Below are 16556 nucleotides of genomic sequence, written 5' to 3' on the forward strand. Positions count from 1 at the left end.
CGGATAACAAGCACCACGAACAGCTGCAGGCAGCGCACCTAGCTAGGGGGGCGCAAAGGTACGGCCAGGCAACACAAAACAGGCTCAGGCGTTTTGTTAGCGGTGTCTATGGCGCCAGGCTATCCAGCTGCAGAAAGGCACGCATGCTGCTGCCGGGTGCTTTGTCGCGGTGACGGATGCACCACAGCGTGCGCTGTAGCGGCGGCAAGGCCGTTTGCAATGGCACCAGCGCGCCGCTGTCCAGCAGCTCGGCCACCACGCGGCGCGACAGGCAGCTCACGCCCAGCCCGGCCGCCACCGCCCGCTTGATGGCCTCCGAATCGCCCAGCTCCATTTCCACATTCAGGCTGCCCAGGTGCGGCAGCAACACGCGCTCCACTTCCTCGCGGGTGCCGGAACCCGCCTCTCGCAGCAGCCACGGCGCGGCGGCCAGTTCGGCCAGGCCAACCTGCCGCCCGGCCAGCGGGTGGTTGGCCGCCGCAAACACCAGCAACTCGTCCTGCTGCCAAGGCAGGCTGTGCAGCGCCGGGTGGTGGCTCGGGCCTTCGATCAGGCCGAAGTCGGCTTGTAGCGCCGCCACCGCCGCCACGATGTCGCGGGTATTGGCCACCTGCAGGCTGACGCGGCAGTGCGGCCAACGTTGCCGCAAGGTGGCCAGCCGCTGCGGCAACAAGTAGTTGGCAATGGTGGTACTGGCCCCCAGCCGCAGCGACAGCGCCGCCTCGCCGAACAGGTCCTGCAAGGCCGCGGCTTCGTCCAGCAGCGTCCGCGCCCGGGGCAACAGGGCACGGCCGTGTTCGTTCAGCTGTAGGCCACGGCCGATACGGTCGAACAAGGGCACGCCCAATGCCTGCTCCAGCTGCGCCAGCGCCTGGCTGGCGGCCGATTGCGACAGCGCCACCTCGGCGGCAGCACGGGTGACCGACTCGCAAGTGGCCACGGCGGCAAACACTTCCAGTTCGCGCAGCGATAGTCTTAGCGCCATAATTAATCGGTTTTAGTGATCGGTACCATTCATATTATCCGTTTTACCACTGAATAGCAGCCCACTAAGCTTGGCTTATTCATGGAGGTAATAACGATATGAAGATTCTGGATAAACAACACGGCCTGCTGCTGGCACTGGCACTGGCGCTGGCCTCGCTGTGGCTGGCCACCCTGCCGTGGTTGGCCGCGCACGGCGTATCTGCCCTCACCGTGGCCATGCTGCTGGGCATGCTGGCGGCCAACCTGGGCCCGCGCCACACCCGGCCGGCGCCGGCCACGCTGGCACTCTGTAAAACCACGCTGCTGCGCACCGGCATCGTCCTGTTCGGCCTGCGCCTGACGCTGGGCGAGCTGGGCCAGCTAGGCCCCACCGTGTGGCTGATCGACGCCGCAGTGCTGGGCAGCACCTTCGCGCTGGCGCTGTGGGCCGGCCCGCGCCTGGGGCTGGACCGTGAAAGCAGCGTGCTGATCGGCGCCGGTAGCGCCATCTGCGGCGCCGCCGCGGTGATGGCGGCGCAGCCGGTAATCCGCGCCAGCGGCGAGCGCGCCAGCCTGGCGGTGGCCGGCGTAGTGCTATTCGGCAGCCTCGCCATGCTGCTGTACCCGGCGGCCTACCCGCTGCTGGCCAGCCTGGGCGTCAGTGATACCGCCTACGGTGTGATGACCGGCTCCACCCTGCACGAAGTAGCGCAAGTGGTGGCCGCCGGCAAGGCGGTAAGCGACCAAGCGGCCAACGCCGCCGTGCTCACCAAAATGCTGCGCGTGATGATGCTGGCGCCGTTCCTGTTGCTGCTAGCAGCTTGGTGGCAACGCCGCCAGCCGCAGGCGCACGGCCAGCGCGGCCGCATCACCATACCGTGGTTTGCTTTTGGTTTTGTGGCGATGGTGGCGCTGAACAGCAGCGGCTGGCTGCCGGCCAGCGTGGTGGCTCCACTGCAGCAGCTGACCACCCTGCTGCTGGCCACTGCCATGGCCGCGCTGGGGCTGGACACCCGCGCCAGCGCCATCCGCGCCGCCGGCTGGCAACCGCTGCTGCTGGCCGGGCTGCTGTTTGGCTGGCTGATGCTGGGCGGCGGGCTGTTTAACTGGCTGCTGGGCTGAGGGGTTTATAAAGTGGTAGCCCGGATACGCCGCAGGCGCATCCGGGTAAATGGCTACCAATAAAAGTAGGAATACAGCGTTATGCCCAGCAGCGTCATCAGCAGAACAAGCACGATCCAAGTCTTGTCCAGCTTGTGTTCGAGATAAGCCGGCAACAGCACTTCCAGCAGATAGCGGGCTAGCCCGTGCAACACGCCAACACACCACTCGATGACATTACTCCTCCTGATATCCTGTCAGAACGGCACCCGCGCCAATAGCCTAACCCGCCTCCGGTCTTACGGTTGCTACCCCGCACACCGCACATCACCGCCAGCGCCGCAGCAGCAGCGCGTTGCTGACCACCGACACCGAGCTGAGCGCCATGGCAGCGCCGGCCAGTACCGGGTTGAGCAGGCCCAGCGCGGCCAGCGGGATGCCCAGCACGTTGTAGACAAAGGCGAAGAACAGGTTCTGGCGGATCTTGCCCAGCGTGGCGCGCGCCAGGCGCAGCGCGTCGGCCAGGTGCTGCAGGTTGCCGTGCATCAGCGTGACATCCGCCGTGTCGATGGCGATGTCGGCACCGGCGCCCATGGCAAAGCTGACGTCGGCTACCGCCAGCGCCGGGGCGTCGTTGATGCCGTCGCCTACCATCGCCACACGGCGGCCGGCGGCTTGCTGGCGCTGGATATAGGCGGCCTTGTCCTGCGGGCGCTGGCTGGCGTGCACCTCGGTAATGCCGGCGTCGGCAGCGATGGCGTCGGCGGTGGCCTGCTTGTCGCCGGTCAGCATCACTACCTGTACGCCCAGCGCCTGCAAGGCGGTGACGGCAGCGGCGGAGCTTGGCCGCAAGCGGTCGGCCAGCGCCAGTAGCGCCAGCGGGGTATCACCGCTCGCCAGCGCCAGCACGGTCTTGCCCTGCGCGTATAGCGCGGCAGCCTGCGGCGGCAGCTGGCCCAGCGCCCATTGCGGCTCGCCCAAACGGTAGGCCTGGCCGGCAATCTGGCCACGTACGCCGTAGCCGATCTCACTATCAAAATCGGCCAGATGCGGCAGCGCCAGCTGGCGGGCGGCGGCGGCCTGTACGATGGCTTGCGCCAGCGGGTGCTCGGCGCCCTGCTCCAGCGTGGCGGCCAGCGTCAGCACGGCGTCGGGCTGGATGTCGGCCAGCGGGATGATGTCGGTCAGCTGCGGCTTGCCTTCGGTGAGGGTGCCGGTTTTGTCCACCACCAGCAGGTCGATGTTGGCCGCGTGCTGCAAGGCAGCGGCGTGGCGGAACAGCATGCCGCGCCGCGCGCCCACGCCCACACCCACCATCACCGCAGTTGGCGTAGCCAGGCCCAGCGCGCACGGGCAGGCAATCACCAGCACTGCCACCGCGTGAATCAGCGCCTGTTGCCAATCGCCCAGCCACCAGGCGGTGGCCAGCAGCGCGAGCGTGGCGATGGCCAGTACTACCGGTACGAAGACGGCCGAAATGCGGTCGGCCAGCGCCTGGATCGGCGCCTTGCTGCCCTGCGCCTGCGCCACGGCGCGCACGATGGCGGCCAGCTGCGTGGCCTGGCCCACGCTGGTGGCGCGCACCTTCAGCATGCCGCCAGCGTTCTGGGTACCGGCGTACACGGTGTCGCCTTCGCCACGCGCTACCGGCAGGCTTTCGCCGCTGAGCGCGCTTTCGTCCAGCACCGCGCTGCCCGCCAGCACGGTGCCGTCTACCGCCAGCCGCTCGCCATGGCGCAGCACCACCACATCGCCGGGCAACAATTGGCCGATGGCGACTTCGTGCAGCTGGCCGTCGCATTCCACGCTGGCGGTCTTGGGCGACAGTGCCAGCAGCGCCTCGATGGCACCAGCGGTGCGGCGCTTGGCGCGGCTTTCCAGCAGCTTGCCCAGCAATACCAGCGTAATCACCGACACGCTGGCCTCGAAATACACGTGCTGGCTGTGGTCTGCGGCCAACGTTACCCACGCCGACAGCAGCCACGCCACGCTGGTGCCCAGCGCCACCAGCACGTCCATATTGGCCGCGCCGCTGCGCAGTGCGTGGTAGCCGCCGCGATAGAAACGCCAGCCGACGATGAATTGCACCGGCGCCGATAACGCCAGCTGCCATTCACGGGGTAACCAGCCATGATGGCCGCCGCCGAACATGGCCACCATCTCGCCCACAAACGGCAGCGTCAGCAGCAACGCCAGCGCAAACCAGGCCAGCTCGCGACGGTCGTCGTGCTGCGGCGTGGCCGGCGCGGCGTCATCCAGCACGCTGGCGCCAAAGCCGGCGCCCTGCACCACTGCTGCCAGTTGCTGCGGGGTATACAGGCCGCTGGCAAAGCGCAGCTGCGCGGTTTCGCTGGCCATATTGACGCTAGCCTGCACGCCGTGCTGGCGATTCAGTACTTTCTCGATACGTTGGCCGCAGGCAGCGCAGCTCATGCCGGTGAGCGCCAGTGTCAGCACCGCGTCCGGTACGGCAAAACCGGCGCGGGCGATGGCGTCCAGCACCTGTTGCGGCGTGGTTTGTTGCGGGTCGTAATCCAGGTCGGCGCTTTCGCTGGCAAAGCTGACACTGGCAGCCACGCCGGGCAGGCGGTTCAGCACTTTTTCGATGCGCAGCGCGCAGGCGGCGCAGCTCATGCCGCTGACGGGCAGGTGCAGATGGGCGGTATTCATCGGGTGTTACCGGTTAACTGACAGCACTATCGTATACCCCACAGGGGTATTAAACAAGCCGCTACAGCCAACGCCTTCGCCAGAACACAATGCCGAGCCCCAAGGCAATGGCCGCCATCAGCGCGATGGCGTAGTAGTAGCCAAAGTGCCAATGCAGCTCGGGCATATTGTCGAAGTTCATGCCGTAGATACCGGCAATCAGCGTCAGCGGCATGAAAATAATGGTAATCACGGTGAGCACGCGCATCTGCACGTTCAGCCGGTTGGACTGTGCTGACATATACAGGTCCAGCATGCCGCCGATGGCTTCACGCGCGGCTTCCAGCGACTCGATCAGGTGCAGGGTGTGGTCGAAGGCATCGCGCAGATAGACCATGGTGTCGCGCTGGAAGAAGGCGTAATCGCCTCGCACCAGGGTATTGAGCACCTCGCGCAGCGGCACCAGGGCGCGGCGCAGGCGCATGGCGTCTTGCTTCTGGCGCTGGATGCGCGCCAGGATGAAGCGGTCGTGTCCACCCAGCACCTGGCGGTCCAGGTCTTCCACCCGCGCGTTGAACTGGTCCAGCACGCCAAAGTAGTCGTCGATGATGGCGTCCAGCAGCGAGTAGCCCAGGTAGTCTGCACCCAGCTGGCGCACCAGCCCGCGCCCTGCCTGCAGCCGCTCGCGCAGGCTGGTGAATACGCCCAGCGGCTGGGTCTGGAAAGTCAGCACAAAGCCACTGCCTATCACCAGATACACCTGGTCGTGCACCAGGCGCTGGCCTTCCTGCTGGTAGCGATACACGCGGGTGGCAATAAACAGGTAGCTGCCGTAGTCGTCCACCTTTGGCCGCTGGCGAGTGTTGGCGATGTCTTCCAGCACCAGCGGGTGCAGGCCAAAGCGCTGCCCGATGGCTTGCAGTACGGCGGGGTCGGTCAGGCCGTACACATTGAGCCACAGGTTAGGCAGCTGCGCGCGGTGCGCCAGGCCTTCTTCTACCGTGGCAAAGCGCGTCTCCAGGTAGTCGTCTGCCGTGTATTCCACCAGCGAGATACTGCTGGCCACCGCCCCCTCTGCAGCGGTGGCCAGGGTGCCAGGGGCTTCACCCAGCGTGGGGTGACGCTGTTTCAGCTCGGGGTGGCGCATGGTTATCCTTTTCTAGACCTTGATACGTGACAAAGCCGCACCGAAGTGCGGCCAAGCCGGTTTGCAGCGGCCTGCGCCGCTACGGTTCATGTTGCCCGCGGTACTAGTCGCCGCGCAGCTCCAGCGCCACGCCGATGGCACGCCACTGCGCGATTTCCTGACGGAAGGCAGCGGTGGTGAGCGGGTTGGCCGCCAGCCAGTCTTTGCCCACGGTCAGCGCGTAGCCGTTCATGGTGGGTGTCAGGCCGTGTACCGCGTTGATGTCCAGCTCGTTGCGGCTGCGGTAGAACAATGCGGCCAACCTGAGCGACAGCACAGCGGGCCACAGCGCCGGGTCGGCCACTTCTTTTACCATCTTGCCCATATCGCCACGGTGGCCCAGCACGATGGTCGCCAGTGTGCTTTGTTCACGGCGTGAAAAGCCGGGCATGTCGGCATTGGTCAGCACGTACGCCGAATGCTTGTGATAAGCAGCGTGGGCGATGGTCAGGCCGATTTCGTGCACCTTGGCGGCCCATACCACACGCTTGAGCATATCCGGGTCCAGCGCATCCCCCGACACCAGGCGGAACAGGCGCTCGGCCAGGCCGGACACCCGCTCGGCCTGCGGCACGTCTACGTGGTAGCGGCGCTTGAACTGGGTAATGGTGGAGTCGCGCATGTCTTTTTCGCGCTGACGCCCCATCAGGTCGTACAGCACGCCGTCGCGCAAGGCACCGTCGGTCACGATCATCTGCTCGATGGCCAGCGACTCGAAAATGGCAATCATGATGGCCAGGCCGCCGGGTAGCACCGGCGCACGGTCGTCTTTCAGGCCATTGATGCGGATGTCTTTGGTGTGGCCGCAGGCGATCAGGTCGTCACGCAGGCGCTTCATGCCGCGCAGCGTGATCTCGCCGTTGCTCCAGCCGTTGGCTTCCATCATGTCGCGCAGTGCCCGCGCAGTGCCGGAGGTGCCCACCGCCAGCTGCCATTCGCTGGCCGGATACTCGTGCACGATGCGCTGGATTTCGTTGCGCGCGGCCAGCTCTGCCTCGCGGAAGGCGGCCTTGCTGATCTTGCCATCCACAAAAAAGCGCTTGCTGAATACCACGCAGCCCAGCGGCAGGCTTTCGGTCACGTGCGCTTTGTAGCCGCTGCCGATGATGAACTCGGTAGAACCGCCGCCGATATCCACCACCAGACGGCGCTCTTTGGTGGCTGGCAGGCTGTGCGCAGCGCCCAGGTAGATCAGGCGCGCTTCTTCGCGGCCGGCGATAATTTCGATGGGGAAGCCCAGCAGGCGCTCGGCTTCCACGATAAATTCGGCGGCGTTTTTCGCCACGCGCAGGGTGTTGGTACCCACCACGCGTACCTGTTTGGGGTCGAGGCCACGCAGGCGCTCGCCAAAACGGCCCATGCAGGCCAGGGCGCGCTGCAGGGTTTCGCTATCCAGGGTTTTGTCGTCTTGCAGGCCACCGCCCAGGCGCACGGTGTCTTTGAGGGAATCCAGGGTATACAGCTGGTCGTCTACCACGCGGGAAATCTGCAGCCGGAAGCTGTTCGACCCCATATCTACGGTAGCCAGCACGTCAAACGGGGGCTTAACGGAGCTCAAATGTCACCCCTTCTCTCTTGTCAGTAGGTCAATAAAAAACGGCGGTAACCGATGTTACCGCCGCTTGGCCCTGCTTGCCATGCTTATTGCGTGGCAGCATCACCCAGAGACTCACGCTTTTTGTCTTCCAGCGAGGTATGGCGAATGTCTTTGCCCTTCACCAGGTACACCACATATTCGGAGATATTCTTGGCGTGGTCACCGATACGCTCGATGGCCTTGCAGATGAACATGGTGTCGATGGACATGCTGATGGTGCGCGGGTCTTCCATCATGAAGGTAACCTGGGCACGCAGCTCGGAGGCGTAGTCCTGGTCCAGCAGCAAGTCTTGCTCGGCCAGCTCGATAGCGGCGGTGGCATCCAGGCGGGCAAAGGCGTCAAGCGCACGGTGCAGCATACCCAGGGCGACCTCGGCCATCTTGGCGGCTTCGCGGAAACGCGGCGCCGGGTAGCGGCCGGTCTGGTACATGGTGCGGCCAACGCGGGCAATCTTTTGCGCCTCGTCGCCAATACGCTCCAGATCGGTAATGGTCTTGATCACGGTGATCACCATGCGCAGGTCACTGGCGGCCGGCTGGCGGCGCGCAATGATGTGCTGGCAGTCTTCGTCGATCTGCACTTCCAGCGCGTTGACCTTGGTATCGTCGGCCACCACTTTGTCCAGACGGTCGACATCGCCGCTTTGCAAGGCATCCATGGCGGCGCGGATTTGCTGCTCTACCAGCCCGCCCATCTGCAGCACGCGGGTGCGGATGGTTTCGAGCTCCAGGTCAAACTGTTTGGAAATATGTTCAGGCATGGCAACCTCGTCGGGAATTGACTCAACGCGTCATGATATGGCGGCCAGATGACAGTTATGTTTCATCTGCACAAAAAGGCCGGCGCGGCGCCGGTTTGCAGCAGCAAACCCACACCGTGCCGGCCCGCCGCGTTTAGCGCAGCTCTTTTACCCCGTCTGGCGTACCCAGCAGCAGCACGTCGGCACGACGCTGGGCAAACAGGCCGTTGGTGACCACGCCCACGATCTGGTTGATCTGGTTTTCCAGTTTTACCGGCTCGGCAATCTGCAGGCCATGTACGTCCAGAATGATATTGCCGTTATCGGTAGTGACGCCCATGCGCCACTCCGGGTGGCCGCCCAGCTTCACCAGCTCGCGCGCCACGTGGCTGCGCGCCATCGGGATGACCTCTACCGGCAGCGGGAACTTGCCCATGATCTCCACGTACTTGCTCTGGTCGGCAATACAGATGAACTGCTGTGCCACGGCGGCCACGATTTTTTCGCGCGTCAGTGCCGCGCCACCGCCCTTGATCATGTGCAGATGGTGGTTAACCTCGTCGGCGCCATCTACGTACACCGGCACTTCGTCCGGGCCCACGGTGTTCAGGTCGAATACCGGAATACCGATGGCTTTCAGGCGCTGGGTGGATGCCTCGGAACTGGACACCGCCCCCTTGATGCGGCCTTTGATCTTGGCCAGCTCGTCGATGAAGAAGTTCACGGTGCTACCGGTGCCTACGCCGACGATGCAGTCTTCCGGTACGAGCTTGACGGCAGCCTGGGCTACCAGTTGTTTCAGTTGGTTCTGGTCCATGGTGTAGCACTCCAAAAGGGAAAGAAAATCAGTTGGCGGGCACCAGCAGGCAGACGGCCTGCGTTTCTATTGCCTCGGCGCGGCCCAGGTAGCCAAGCTTTTCGTTGGTCTTGCCTTTTACGTTGACGCAAGCCACGTCGATGTCCAGTAGCTGCGCAATGCGCGCGCGGATGGCATCGATATGCGGCGCCAGCTTGGGGGCCTGGGCAATGATGGTGCTGTCCACGTTCACCAGCTGCCAGCCGGCGGCGCGCACGCGGCGCATGGCTTCTTGCAGCAGGACGCCGCTGTCGGCGCCTTTGAACGTGGGGTCGGTGTCAGGAAAATGGCGGCCAATGTCGCCCAGCGCAGCGGCACCCAGTACCGCGTCGGTAATGGCGTGCAGCAGCGCGTCGGCGTCCGAGTGGCCCAGCAGGCCTTTATCGTGCGGGATCGTTACCCCGCCCAGTATCAGCGGGCGGCCTTCTACCAGGCGGTGTACATCGTAACCCTGGCCTATGCGAAACGGTGTCATGTCTTGTCCTTGCGATAGTTGGCCGCAGCCGGCATCAGGCCCGGCGCGCCGCCAGAATGGCCGCCGCCAGCGCCAGGTCATCCGGCCAGGTCACCTTGAAATTCTGCGCCTCGCCCACCACCAGCCGTGGCGCGTGGCCCAGCAGCTCGATGGCGGAGGCTTCGTCGGTAATGGCAGGGTTGGCCGCATCCTGCAGCGCTTCGGCCAGCAAACCGGCGCGGAACATTTGCGGGGTCTGTGCCAACCACAGATTGTCGCGCGGCACGGTGGCGGCAATGCGGCCAACCTTGCCCTGCTTGACGGTATCGGCCACTGGCTGCGCCAGAATGCCGCCGATGGCGTCGTCGCCCACTTCGTCCAGCAGGCGCTGCAGCGCGGCGGGGCTCAGGCAGCAGCGCGCGGCGTCGTGCACCAGCACCCAGTCGTCTTCGTCTGCCGCCAGCGCCGCCAGGCCATTGGCCACGCTCTGGGCACGGCTGGCACCCCCTGCGCGCAGCACTTCCAGCTTGGCTTGCGGCCAACTGTAGCTGTCAAACCATTCGTCACCAGGGGAAATCACCACCACCACGCGGTCTATGGCGGCACAGTCGCACAGTACGTTAACGGTATGTGCCAGCAGTGGCTGGCCGTGTAGCAGCTGGTACTGCTTGGGGGTGGCGGTACCAAAACGGCTACCGTGGCCGGCGGCAGGTATCAGGGCAATGCGCTGGCTCATGCAGCAGGCTCCGCCGGAGGCGGGTTTTCGATGCTGCGCCACAGGCAGCTGCCTTTCACGCTTTTATCCAGCAGGTCCAGGTAGGCCTGGTGTTCGGCCAGCTCCTCGGCGCTAGGCTGCAGCACGGCCAGCGGTTTGCGCTCGAAGGCCATGCGCATGCCGCCGGCGCTGTTGTCGTTTTCGGCCAGGCCGGCGTCCATCAGCAGGCTGTCCTGGCCACGCGTCATCCACAGGTAGACTTCGGACAACAGCTCGCAGTCGATCAGCGCGCCGTGGTAGGTACGGTTGCTGCGGTCGATCTCGAAGCGGTCGCACAGTGCGTCCAGGCTGTTGCGCTTGCCGGGAAAGTTATCGCGCGCCATGGCCAGGGTGTCGATCACCCCACCGGCGACCTTGGCAACCGGCGGCATGCCCAGGCGCTTGAACTCGGCGTTCATGAAGCCCACGTCAAACGGGGCGTTATGAATGATGAGCTCGGCACCGTCGATAAAATCGACCAGCTGCTGTGCCACCTCGGCAAAACGCGGCTTGCCTTCCAGGCTGGCCAGCGAAATGCCGTGCACGCGCTCGGCGTCGGGGTCGATGTCGCGTTCCGGGTGAATGTACAGGTGCAGGCTACGGCCGGTCAGCTTGCGGCCTTCCATCTCCAGGCCGGCAAATTCGATAATGCGGTGGCCCTGGTTCGGGTCCAGGCCGGTGGTTTCGGTATCAAGAATGATCTGACGCATGATGAGCTTTCGGCAGGCAGCCTGGCGAGCTGCCGGTAATACAGGCTAGCGCAGGCTTTCCACGCCGGCATTGGCCAGCTGATCTGCGCGTTCGTTGAATTCGTGGCCGGCGTGGCCTTTTACCCAGCGCCATTCTACGTGCGGGTGGCCGTTACGCAGGGCGTCCAGCTGCTGCCACAGGTCGGCATTTTTTACCGGCTCCTTGCTGGCGGTTTTCCAGCCACGGGTTTTCCAGCCGTGAATCCACTCGGAAATGCCTTTTTGCACGTATTGCGAGTCGGTATACACCACGATGCGGCACGGGCGCTTCAGCAGCTGCAGGCCTTGTATCACCGCCATCAGTTCCATGCGGTTATTGGTGGTGCCGTGCTCGCCGCCAAACAGCTCTTTTTCCTGCCCTTTGTAACGCAGCAGCACACCCCAGCCACCCGGGCCTGGGTTGCCCTTGCAGGCACCATCGGGGTAAATCTCGACGATAGCGTCGTCACTCATGGCTTGTCTCGTTCGCTTGGGTTCGGTTAATGGGTTGGCGCTCGTTGCCGCTAGCCACGGCCAGCGACCTGACCGGCTTGGCTCGCTGCCAGCGTGGCATGATCAGGCGCATGCCGCGCTGGCGTTTTACCGCCACCACACCATAGACACCCGCCAGTTGCGGCCAACAGTATTCGCCAGCCTGCTCCATGAAACGGCAACGGGCCAGCCAGTCTGCGCGCGCGAAAGGCGGCGAGTATGCCATGAACCGGGTAGCGGTGGTTTCCAGTTGTAGCAAAGTCATCCAGTCTTTCAGACGGCTGGTGCCCACAAAATTGCCGCACCAGGGCACCCTGTTGCGGCGGTATATCAGACGGCTAGCACCCCATAATGAAAACGGGTTGAAGCCGGTAAGCACCAGCCGGCCTTCCGGCAGCAGCACACGCTCGGCCTCGCGCAACACCTGGTGCGGCTCGCTGGTAAAATCCAGCGCGTGCGGCATCAGCAGCAGGTCCAGGCTTTTGCTGTCAAACGGCAGATAGGCCGGGTCGCACACGACATCTGCCTGGCCATCCATACCGGCGTAGCCATGCCAGGGTATGCGGTTGCAGGCCAGAAAGTCATAATCCACCAGGCCCAGCTGCACGGCACGAAAACCGAATATGTCTGCCACCGCATGGTCAAAAAAGGCTTGCTCGCGGCAGAGCAGATCGTGCCCCAGCTCGCTGCTGGATAGCCAGTCCGCAAATTCTTCCATCGTTTCGGGATACATCATGGCCGACATGTTTCGCCTCGCCGCTATAAGCGCGTTTGCTGACAATTATATCTGGGTTTTGCACGACAGCCGCCGTGCCATTGCAGTCGACCCGGGCGATGCCGCGCCGTTGCAAGCCTGGCTATCCCAGCAGCAGTTACAGCTGGAGGCGGTATGGGTTACCCACCACCATGCCGACCACATCGGCGGGCTACCCGCCCTGCTAGCTGCCTGGCCGCAGCTGGCGGTATACGGGCCGGCGGATATCACCGTCGTCAATCAGCCTTGCCGCCACGGTAGCACAGTTCCTGCCTTTGGCCGCGAGGCCCGGGTACTGGCCATACCTGGCCACACGGCCAACCATCTGGCCTTCTATCTGGCACCCCATCTGTTTTGTGGTGATACCTTGTTTGGTGCCGGTTGCGGGCGGGTATTTGATGGCACCATGACAGACCTGTTCCACTCGCTACGCAGCCTGGCCAGCCTGCCGCCAGACACCCTGTGCTACCCGGCACACGAATATACGCTGTCCAATCTGGCATTTGCGGCAGCGGTAGAACCAAGCAATACCGCAATCATCAGCCGCCAGCAACGCGACCAGGCCCGCCGTGACGCCAAGCAGCCTACCTTGCCTACCCTGCTGGCAGACGAGCTGGTGACCAACCCCTTCCTACGCACCGCAGAGGCCGCCATACAACACGCAGCCAAACAACATGCCGGGCAAGAAATCAGCGCTGAAGAAGGCATTTTTGCCACACTCCGCTTATGGAAAAATAACTTTTAGACAAAAATATCAAGCAACTGTAAAAAATGACTAGCCAAGCTACTGAAACCTCTCTAAAAATCAGCAAAAATCAGGGCCTTGAGCATTTTTTATGACTTATTACTTGCTCAAGCCGTGTTAGCATCGCCCGCATAGAGAAAACAGGCCCCGCCCATGAAAAAGCTTACTCCGCTCGCATTGTCGGTCACCCTTGCGCTGTCCTTGCCCATACTGGCTCATGCCAATAATGCAATACCCGCTGTCGCCTACCCCGCCGGCAGCGTGGACGACGGACTGTCTGCCGGCCTGGACATGATGCTGCTGAATACCAGCCCGCTGCGTAATGGTGACAGTGTGTGGACCCGTGCGCGTGAAGGCTTCCAGATGGCAGAGGTAAACCCGGAGCTGGTTCGCCGCCACGAGCGCAACTTTGCCGGCAAGTCTGCCTACTTCAAACGCACCATGGATCGGGGCCGCAAATACCTGTTTCACATCATGAACGAGGTAGAGCGCCGTGGCATGCCTACCGAAATCGCTTTCCTGCCTGTGGTTGAAAGCGCTTTCGTCCCCGGCGCCCAATCGCATGTCGGCGCCTCGGGCTTGTGGCAGTTCATGCCGGCCACAGGCCGACAGTACGGCCTGGAGCAAACCTGGTGGTACGACGGCCGCCGCGACGTGATGGAGTCTACCCGCGCCGCACTGGACTACCTGCAAAACCTGTACACCATGTTTGGCGACTGGAGCCTGGCACTGGCCGCCTACAACTGGGGTGAAGGCAACCTGTCGCGGGCCATCGCCAAAGTACGCGCACGTGGCGAAGTGGAAACTTACGAAAACATCCAGATGCCTGCCGAGACACGGAACTACGTGCCCAAGCTGCTGGCCGTGCGCAACATCATGCTGGAACCGGAAAAGTTCGGTTTGAAACTGGACCCGTTTCCCAACAAGCCAACGTTTGTCGCTACCAGCAACGGTCGCCACATGAATATCGACATTGCCGCCAAGCTGGCAGAGATGCCGGTAGCCGAATTCAAAGAACTCAACCCGGCCTTTAACCTGCCAGTGTATGCCCACAAGCCAGGCCGCCAGATGCTGCTGCCCGCCACCAAACTGCACAAGTTTGAAACCAATCTGGCCAAATGGGACAAACCGCTGCTGACCTGGCAGGTTCACGTACCGGATAGCGACACCACCACCAGCGAGCTTGCCAGCCAGTTCGACATGAATCCGAACGAGCTGATGACTGCCAACAACCTGAAAGGCAGCGCGCTGTCGGCCGGTCGCCCGGTACTGGTAGCCCTGCGCAACAACAGCACCGCCCCTGCGCTGGAAAGCACTGACATCCCTGCCCAGCCAGCAGAAAGCGCCACGCTGGTTGCCTTTGCGGCCAACGCCGGGCCGATGGATACACCCAAAGCAGTCGCCGAACCCGTCAAGCCGGCCCAGCAGCCTGATACCATCAAAACGGCCGAAGCCACGCCACTGCGCACCCTGCAAAAAGCCGAGCCTGCCCGCAGCGATGCGAACCCACGCCCCGAACCCGCCACGGTTCGAGTTGCCACGCGTACCGAACCTGTCGCGGCACCTAGCCGCAGCGAACCACGCTTCGAGCCGATTCGCGCCGAGCTGGTGAAGCCAGAGGTAGTCAAAGTGGCTGCCAAGACCGAAACGGCCGGCTCACTGGGTGACAACATCCCGGTAAGCAACCCGGATAAAGTCGTGAGCGCCAGCGCCAGCCTGCATACCGTAGCCGCTGGCGACACCCTGTACAACATTTCCCGCCGCTACAGCATGAGCGTGACCGACTTGCGTAGCCTGAACAGCCTGCCGGACGACACGGTAAAACTGGGCCAGGTACTGAAAGTTATCGGCACCAGCAGCACTGTCGCAGCCAGCGCCACCGATAGCAGCGCCCTGCGCCCGGCATCCTTCAGCCGCCCGGCCACCGCAGTGGTAGCAGTAGATTACGTTGTGCAACGCGGCGACACGGTATTCAGCATTGCCCGCAAGTTTGGCGTAGCACATACCGATATCCTGCGCTGGAACAACCCGGAACAGCTGGCCAACCTGCAGCCAGGCCAAAAGGTACGCGTGCAGAATACCGGGCTCTGATCGCCTCAACCTCTGCAGACTAAGCCCCTTGCCTTGGCAAGGGGCTTTTGCTTTCACTTTGCGCCACCTAGCAAAAAGCCCGTCACATGGACGGGCTTTTTGTTGCACCACACCGGCAGGCGCCGGCGACATCAGGCCATTACAGGCCGAACGGGTGGCGCAGTACGATGGTTTCTTCGCGATCCGGGCCGGTAGACACGATATCGATCGGCGCACCGCAAACTTCTTCGATGCGCTTCAGGTAGGCCTGGGCGTTAGCCGGCAGGTCTTCCCAACGCTTGGCACCTACCGAGCTGTCACTCCAGCCTGGCATGGTTTCGTAGATCGGCTCGCAGCGGGTTACGGCATCGGAACCGAATGGCAGAATGTCTACCACTTCGCCGTTCAGCTTGTAACCTACGCACAGATTGATCTCTTCCAGGCCATCCATCACGTCCAGCTTCATCACGCACAGGCCGGATACACCGTTGATCTGGATGGAGCGTTTCAGGGCAGCAGCATCGAACCAGCCACAGCGGCGCGGGCGGCCGGTAACAGAACCGAACTCGTTGCCACGCTTGGCCAGGAAAGCGCCAATGTCGTTTTCCTGCTCGGTCGGGAACGGGCCGGAACCCACACGGGTAGCGTAACCCTTCACGATACCCAGCACGTAGTTCAGCATCTGCGGAGCCACGCCGGCACCCGGTGCTGCGGCACCGGCTACACAGTTGGACGAGGTCACGTACGGGTAGGTACCGTGGTCGATGTCCAGCAGGGTGCCTTGCGCGCCTTCGAACAGGATAGGCACACCGGCCTTGTCCAGGTCGTGCAGGATGCGCGACACATCGGCCACCATCGGCTTGATGCGCTCGGCTTGCTGCATGGTGTTGGCCAGAATGGTGTCGAAATCTACCGGCTGGGCATTGAACAGCTTGGTCAGCAGGAAGTTGTAGTACTCGACGTTTTCTTTCAGCTTGGCTACAAAACGATCGGTATCGAACAGGTCGATTACCTTCAGTGCGCGGCGCGCTACCTTGTCTTCGTAGCACGGGCCGATACCACGGCCGGTGGTACCGATCTTGGCATCGCCCTTGGCGGCTTCACGTGCCTGGTCCAGTGCAATGTGATACGGCAGGATCAGCGGGCAGCCTTCAGCGATTTTCAGACGGGCAGATGCATTGACACCAGCGGCTTCCAGCTCGTCGATCTCTTTCAGCAGCGCCTCAGGCGACAGCACGACACCGTTGCCGATGAAGCATTCCACGCCATCACGCAGGATGCCGGACGGTACCAGGCGCACCACGGTTTTCTTGCCGTTTACCCACAGGGTATGGCCCGCGTTATGACCGCCCTGAAAACGCACTACCGCACGGGCGTGGTCTGTCAGCCAGTCAACAATCTTGCCCTTGCCCTCGTCACCCCACTGGGTACCGATTACCACGACATTCTTGGACATTGGAAAAA

General features: G+C 63.2%; 16 protein-coding genes. 3 read left to right on the forward strand and 13 right to left on the reverse strand.

Features of this window, described 5'->3' with window-relative positions; all coding sequences use genetic code 11:
* Window positions 1-106: 106 nt before the first annotated feature.
* The gene (locus LCH97_RS07245; RefSeq protein ID WP_227304516.1) at window positions 107-985 is read right to left on the reverse strand and encodes a LysR family transcriptional regulator; all 879 of its coding nucleotides are present in this window, start codon (window positions 983-985) and stop codon (window positions 107-109) included.
* Window positions 986-1083: 98 nt separating this feature from the next.
* Between LCH97_RS07245 and LCH97_RS07250 the strand changes: the two genes are divergently transcribed.
* A complete protein-coding gene (locus tag LCH97_RS07250) occupies window positions 1084-2088 on the forward strand; it encodes a YeiH family protein (protein ID WP_227304519.1) in 1005 nt (334 codons plus the stop codon).
* Between the two features lie 53 nt (window positions 2089-2141).
* Here the strand turns inward: LCH97_RS07250 and LCH97_RS07255 are convergent, their stop codons facing one another.
* From LCH97_RS07255 to LCH97_RS07305, 11 genes are all read right to left on the reverse strand, one after another.
* Complete coding sequence (locus LCH97_RS07255; RefSeq protein ID WP_227304522.1) at window positions 2142-2282, reverse strand: hypothetical protein; 141 nt, start codon at window positions 2280-2282, stop codon at window positions 2142-2144.
* Between the two features lie 112 nt (window positions 2283-2394).
* On the reverse strand, window positions 2395-4737 hold the full coding sequence (locus LCH97_RS07260; protein WP_227304525.1) for a heavy metal translocating P-type ATPase: 2343 nt from the start codon (window positions 4735-4737) through the stop codon (window positions 2395-2397).
* A gap of 61 nt (window positions 4738-4798) precedes the next feature.
* On the reverse strand, window positions 4799-5863 hold the full coding sequence (gene corA / locus LCH97_RS07265) for a magnesium/cobalt transporter CorA (RefSeq protein ID WP_227304528.1): 1065 nt from the start codon (window positions 5861-5863) through the stop codon (window positions 4799-4801).
* Between the two features lie 103 nt (window positions 5864-5966).
* Window positions 5967-7415, reverse strand: coding sequence for an exopolyphosphatase (ppx, locus tag LCH97_RS07270; protein WP_227305283.1), 1449 nt, complete (start codon window positions 7413-7415; stop codon window positions 5967-5969).
* Between the two features lie 128 nt (window positions 7416-7543).
* Entirely contained in the window at window positions 7544-8260 is a 717-nt protein-coding gene (phoU, locus tag LCH97_RS07275; RefSeq protein WP_017508517.1) for a phosphate signaling complex protein PhoU, read from the reverse strand.
* A 133-nt stretch (window positions 8261-8393) separates the two neighbouring features.
* On the reverse strand, window positions 8394-9056 hold the full coding sequence (gene rpiA / locus LCH97_RS07280) for a ribose-5-phosphate isomerase RpiA (protein WP_017508516.1): 663 nt from the start codon (window positions 9054-9056) through the stop codon (window positions 8394-8396).
* Between the two features lie 28 nt (window positions 9057-9084).
* Window positions 9085-9570: a 2-C-methyl-D-erythritol 2,4-cyclodiphosphate synthase gene (ispF, locus tag LCH97_RS07285; protein WP_147692720.1), complete on the reverse strand. Its 486-nt coding sequence runs from the start codon at window positions 9568-9570 to the stop codon at window positions 9085-9087.
* Window positions 9571-9604: 34 nt separating this feature from the next.
* Complete coding sequence (ispD, locus tag LCH97_RS07290; protein ID WP_227304532.1) at window positions 9605-10285, reverse strand: 2-C-methyl-D-erythritol 4-phosphate cytidylyltransferase; 681 nt, start codon at window positions 10283-10285, stop codon at window positions 9605-9607.
* Window positions 10282-11013 (reverse strand): DNA polymerase III subunit epsilon, encoded by a 732-nt coding sequence (dnaQ, locus tag LCH97_RS07295; protein ID WP_227304536.1) that lies wholly within the window; start codon window positions 11011-11013, stop codon window positions 10282-10284. Before dnaQ ends, ispD begins: the two co-directional genes overlap by 4 nt.
* 45 nt (window positions 11014-11058) lie before the next feature.
* On the reverse strand, window positions 11059-11505 hold the full coding sequence (gene rnhA, locus LCH97_RS07300) for a ribonuclease HI (protein ID WP_017508512.1): 447 nt from the start codon (window positions 11503-11505) through the stop codon (window positions 11059-11061).
* A complete protein-coding gene (locus LCH97_RS07305; protein ID WP_227304540.1) occupies window positions 11498-12259 on the reverse strand; it encodes a methyltransferase domain-containing protein in 762 nt (253 codons plus the stop codon). The genes rnhA and LCH97_RS07305 overlap by 8 nt, the downstream gene beginning before the upstream one ends.
* Between LCH97_RS07305 and gloB the strand changes: the two genes are divergently transcribed.
* Both gloB and LCH97_RS07315 read left to right on the forward strand, forming a co-directional pair.
* Window positions 12258-13022 (forward strand): hydroxyacylglutathione hydrolase, encoded by a 765-nt coding sequence (gene gloB, locus LCH97_RS07310; RefSeq protein WP_227304542.1) that lies wholly within the window; start codon window positions 12258-12260, stop codon window positions 13020-13022. The genes LCH97_RS07305 and gloB overlap by 2 nt on opposite strands.
* Before the next feature lie 153 nt (window positions 13023-13175).
* Window positions 13176-15113, forward strand: a complete 1938-nt coding sequence (locus LCH97_RS07315; protein ID WP_227304544.1) for a LysM peptidoglycan-binding domain-containing protein — start codon at window positions 13176-13178, stop codon at window positions 15111-15113.
* Between the two features lie 139 nt (window positions 15114-15252).
* On the opposite strand, the gene LCH97_RS07320 is transcribed toward LCH97_RS07315, so the two are convergent.
* Window positions 15253-16548, reverse strand: coding sequence for an adenylosuccinate synthase (locus LCH97_RS07320; RefSeq protein ID WP_227304546.1), 1296 nt, complete (start codon window positions 16546-16548; stop codon window positions 15253-15255).
* Window positions 16549-16556 lie beyond the last annotated feature (8 nt).

Origin of the sequence: Vogesella sp. XCS3 (assembly GCF_020616155.1) — a bacterium.
GTDB lineage: Bacteria > Pseudomonadota > Gammaproteobacteria > Burkholderiales > Chromobacteriaceae > Vogesella.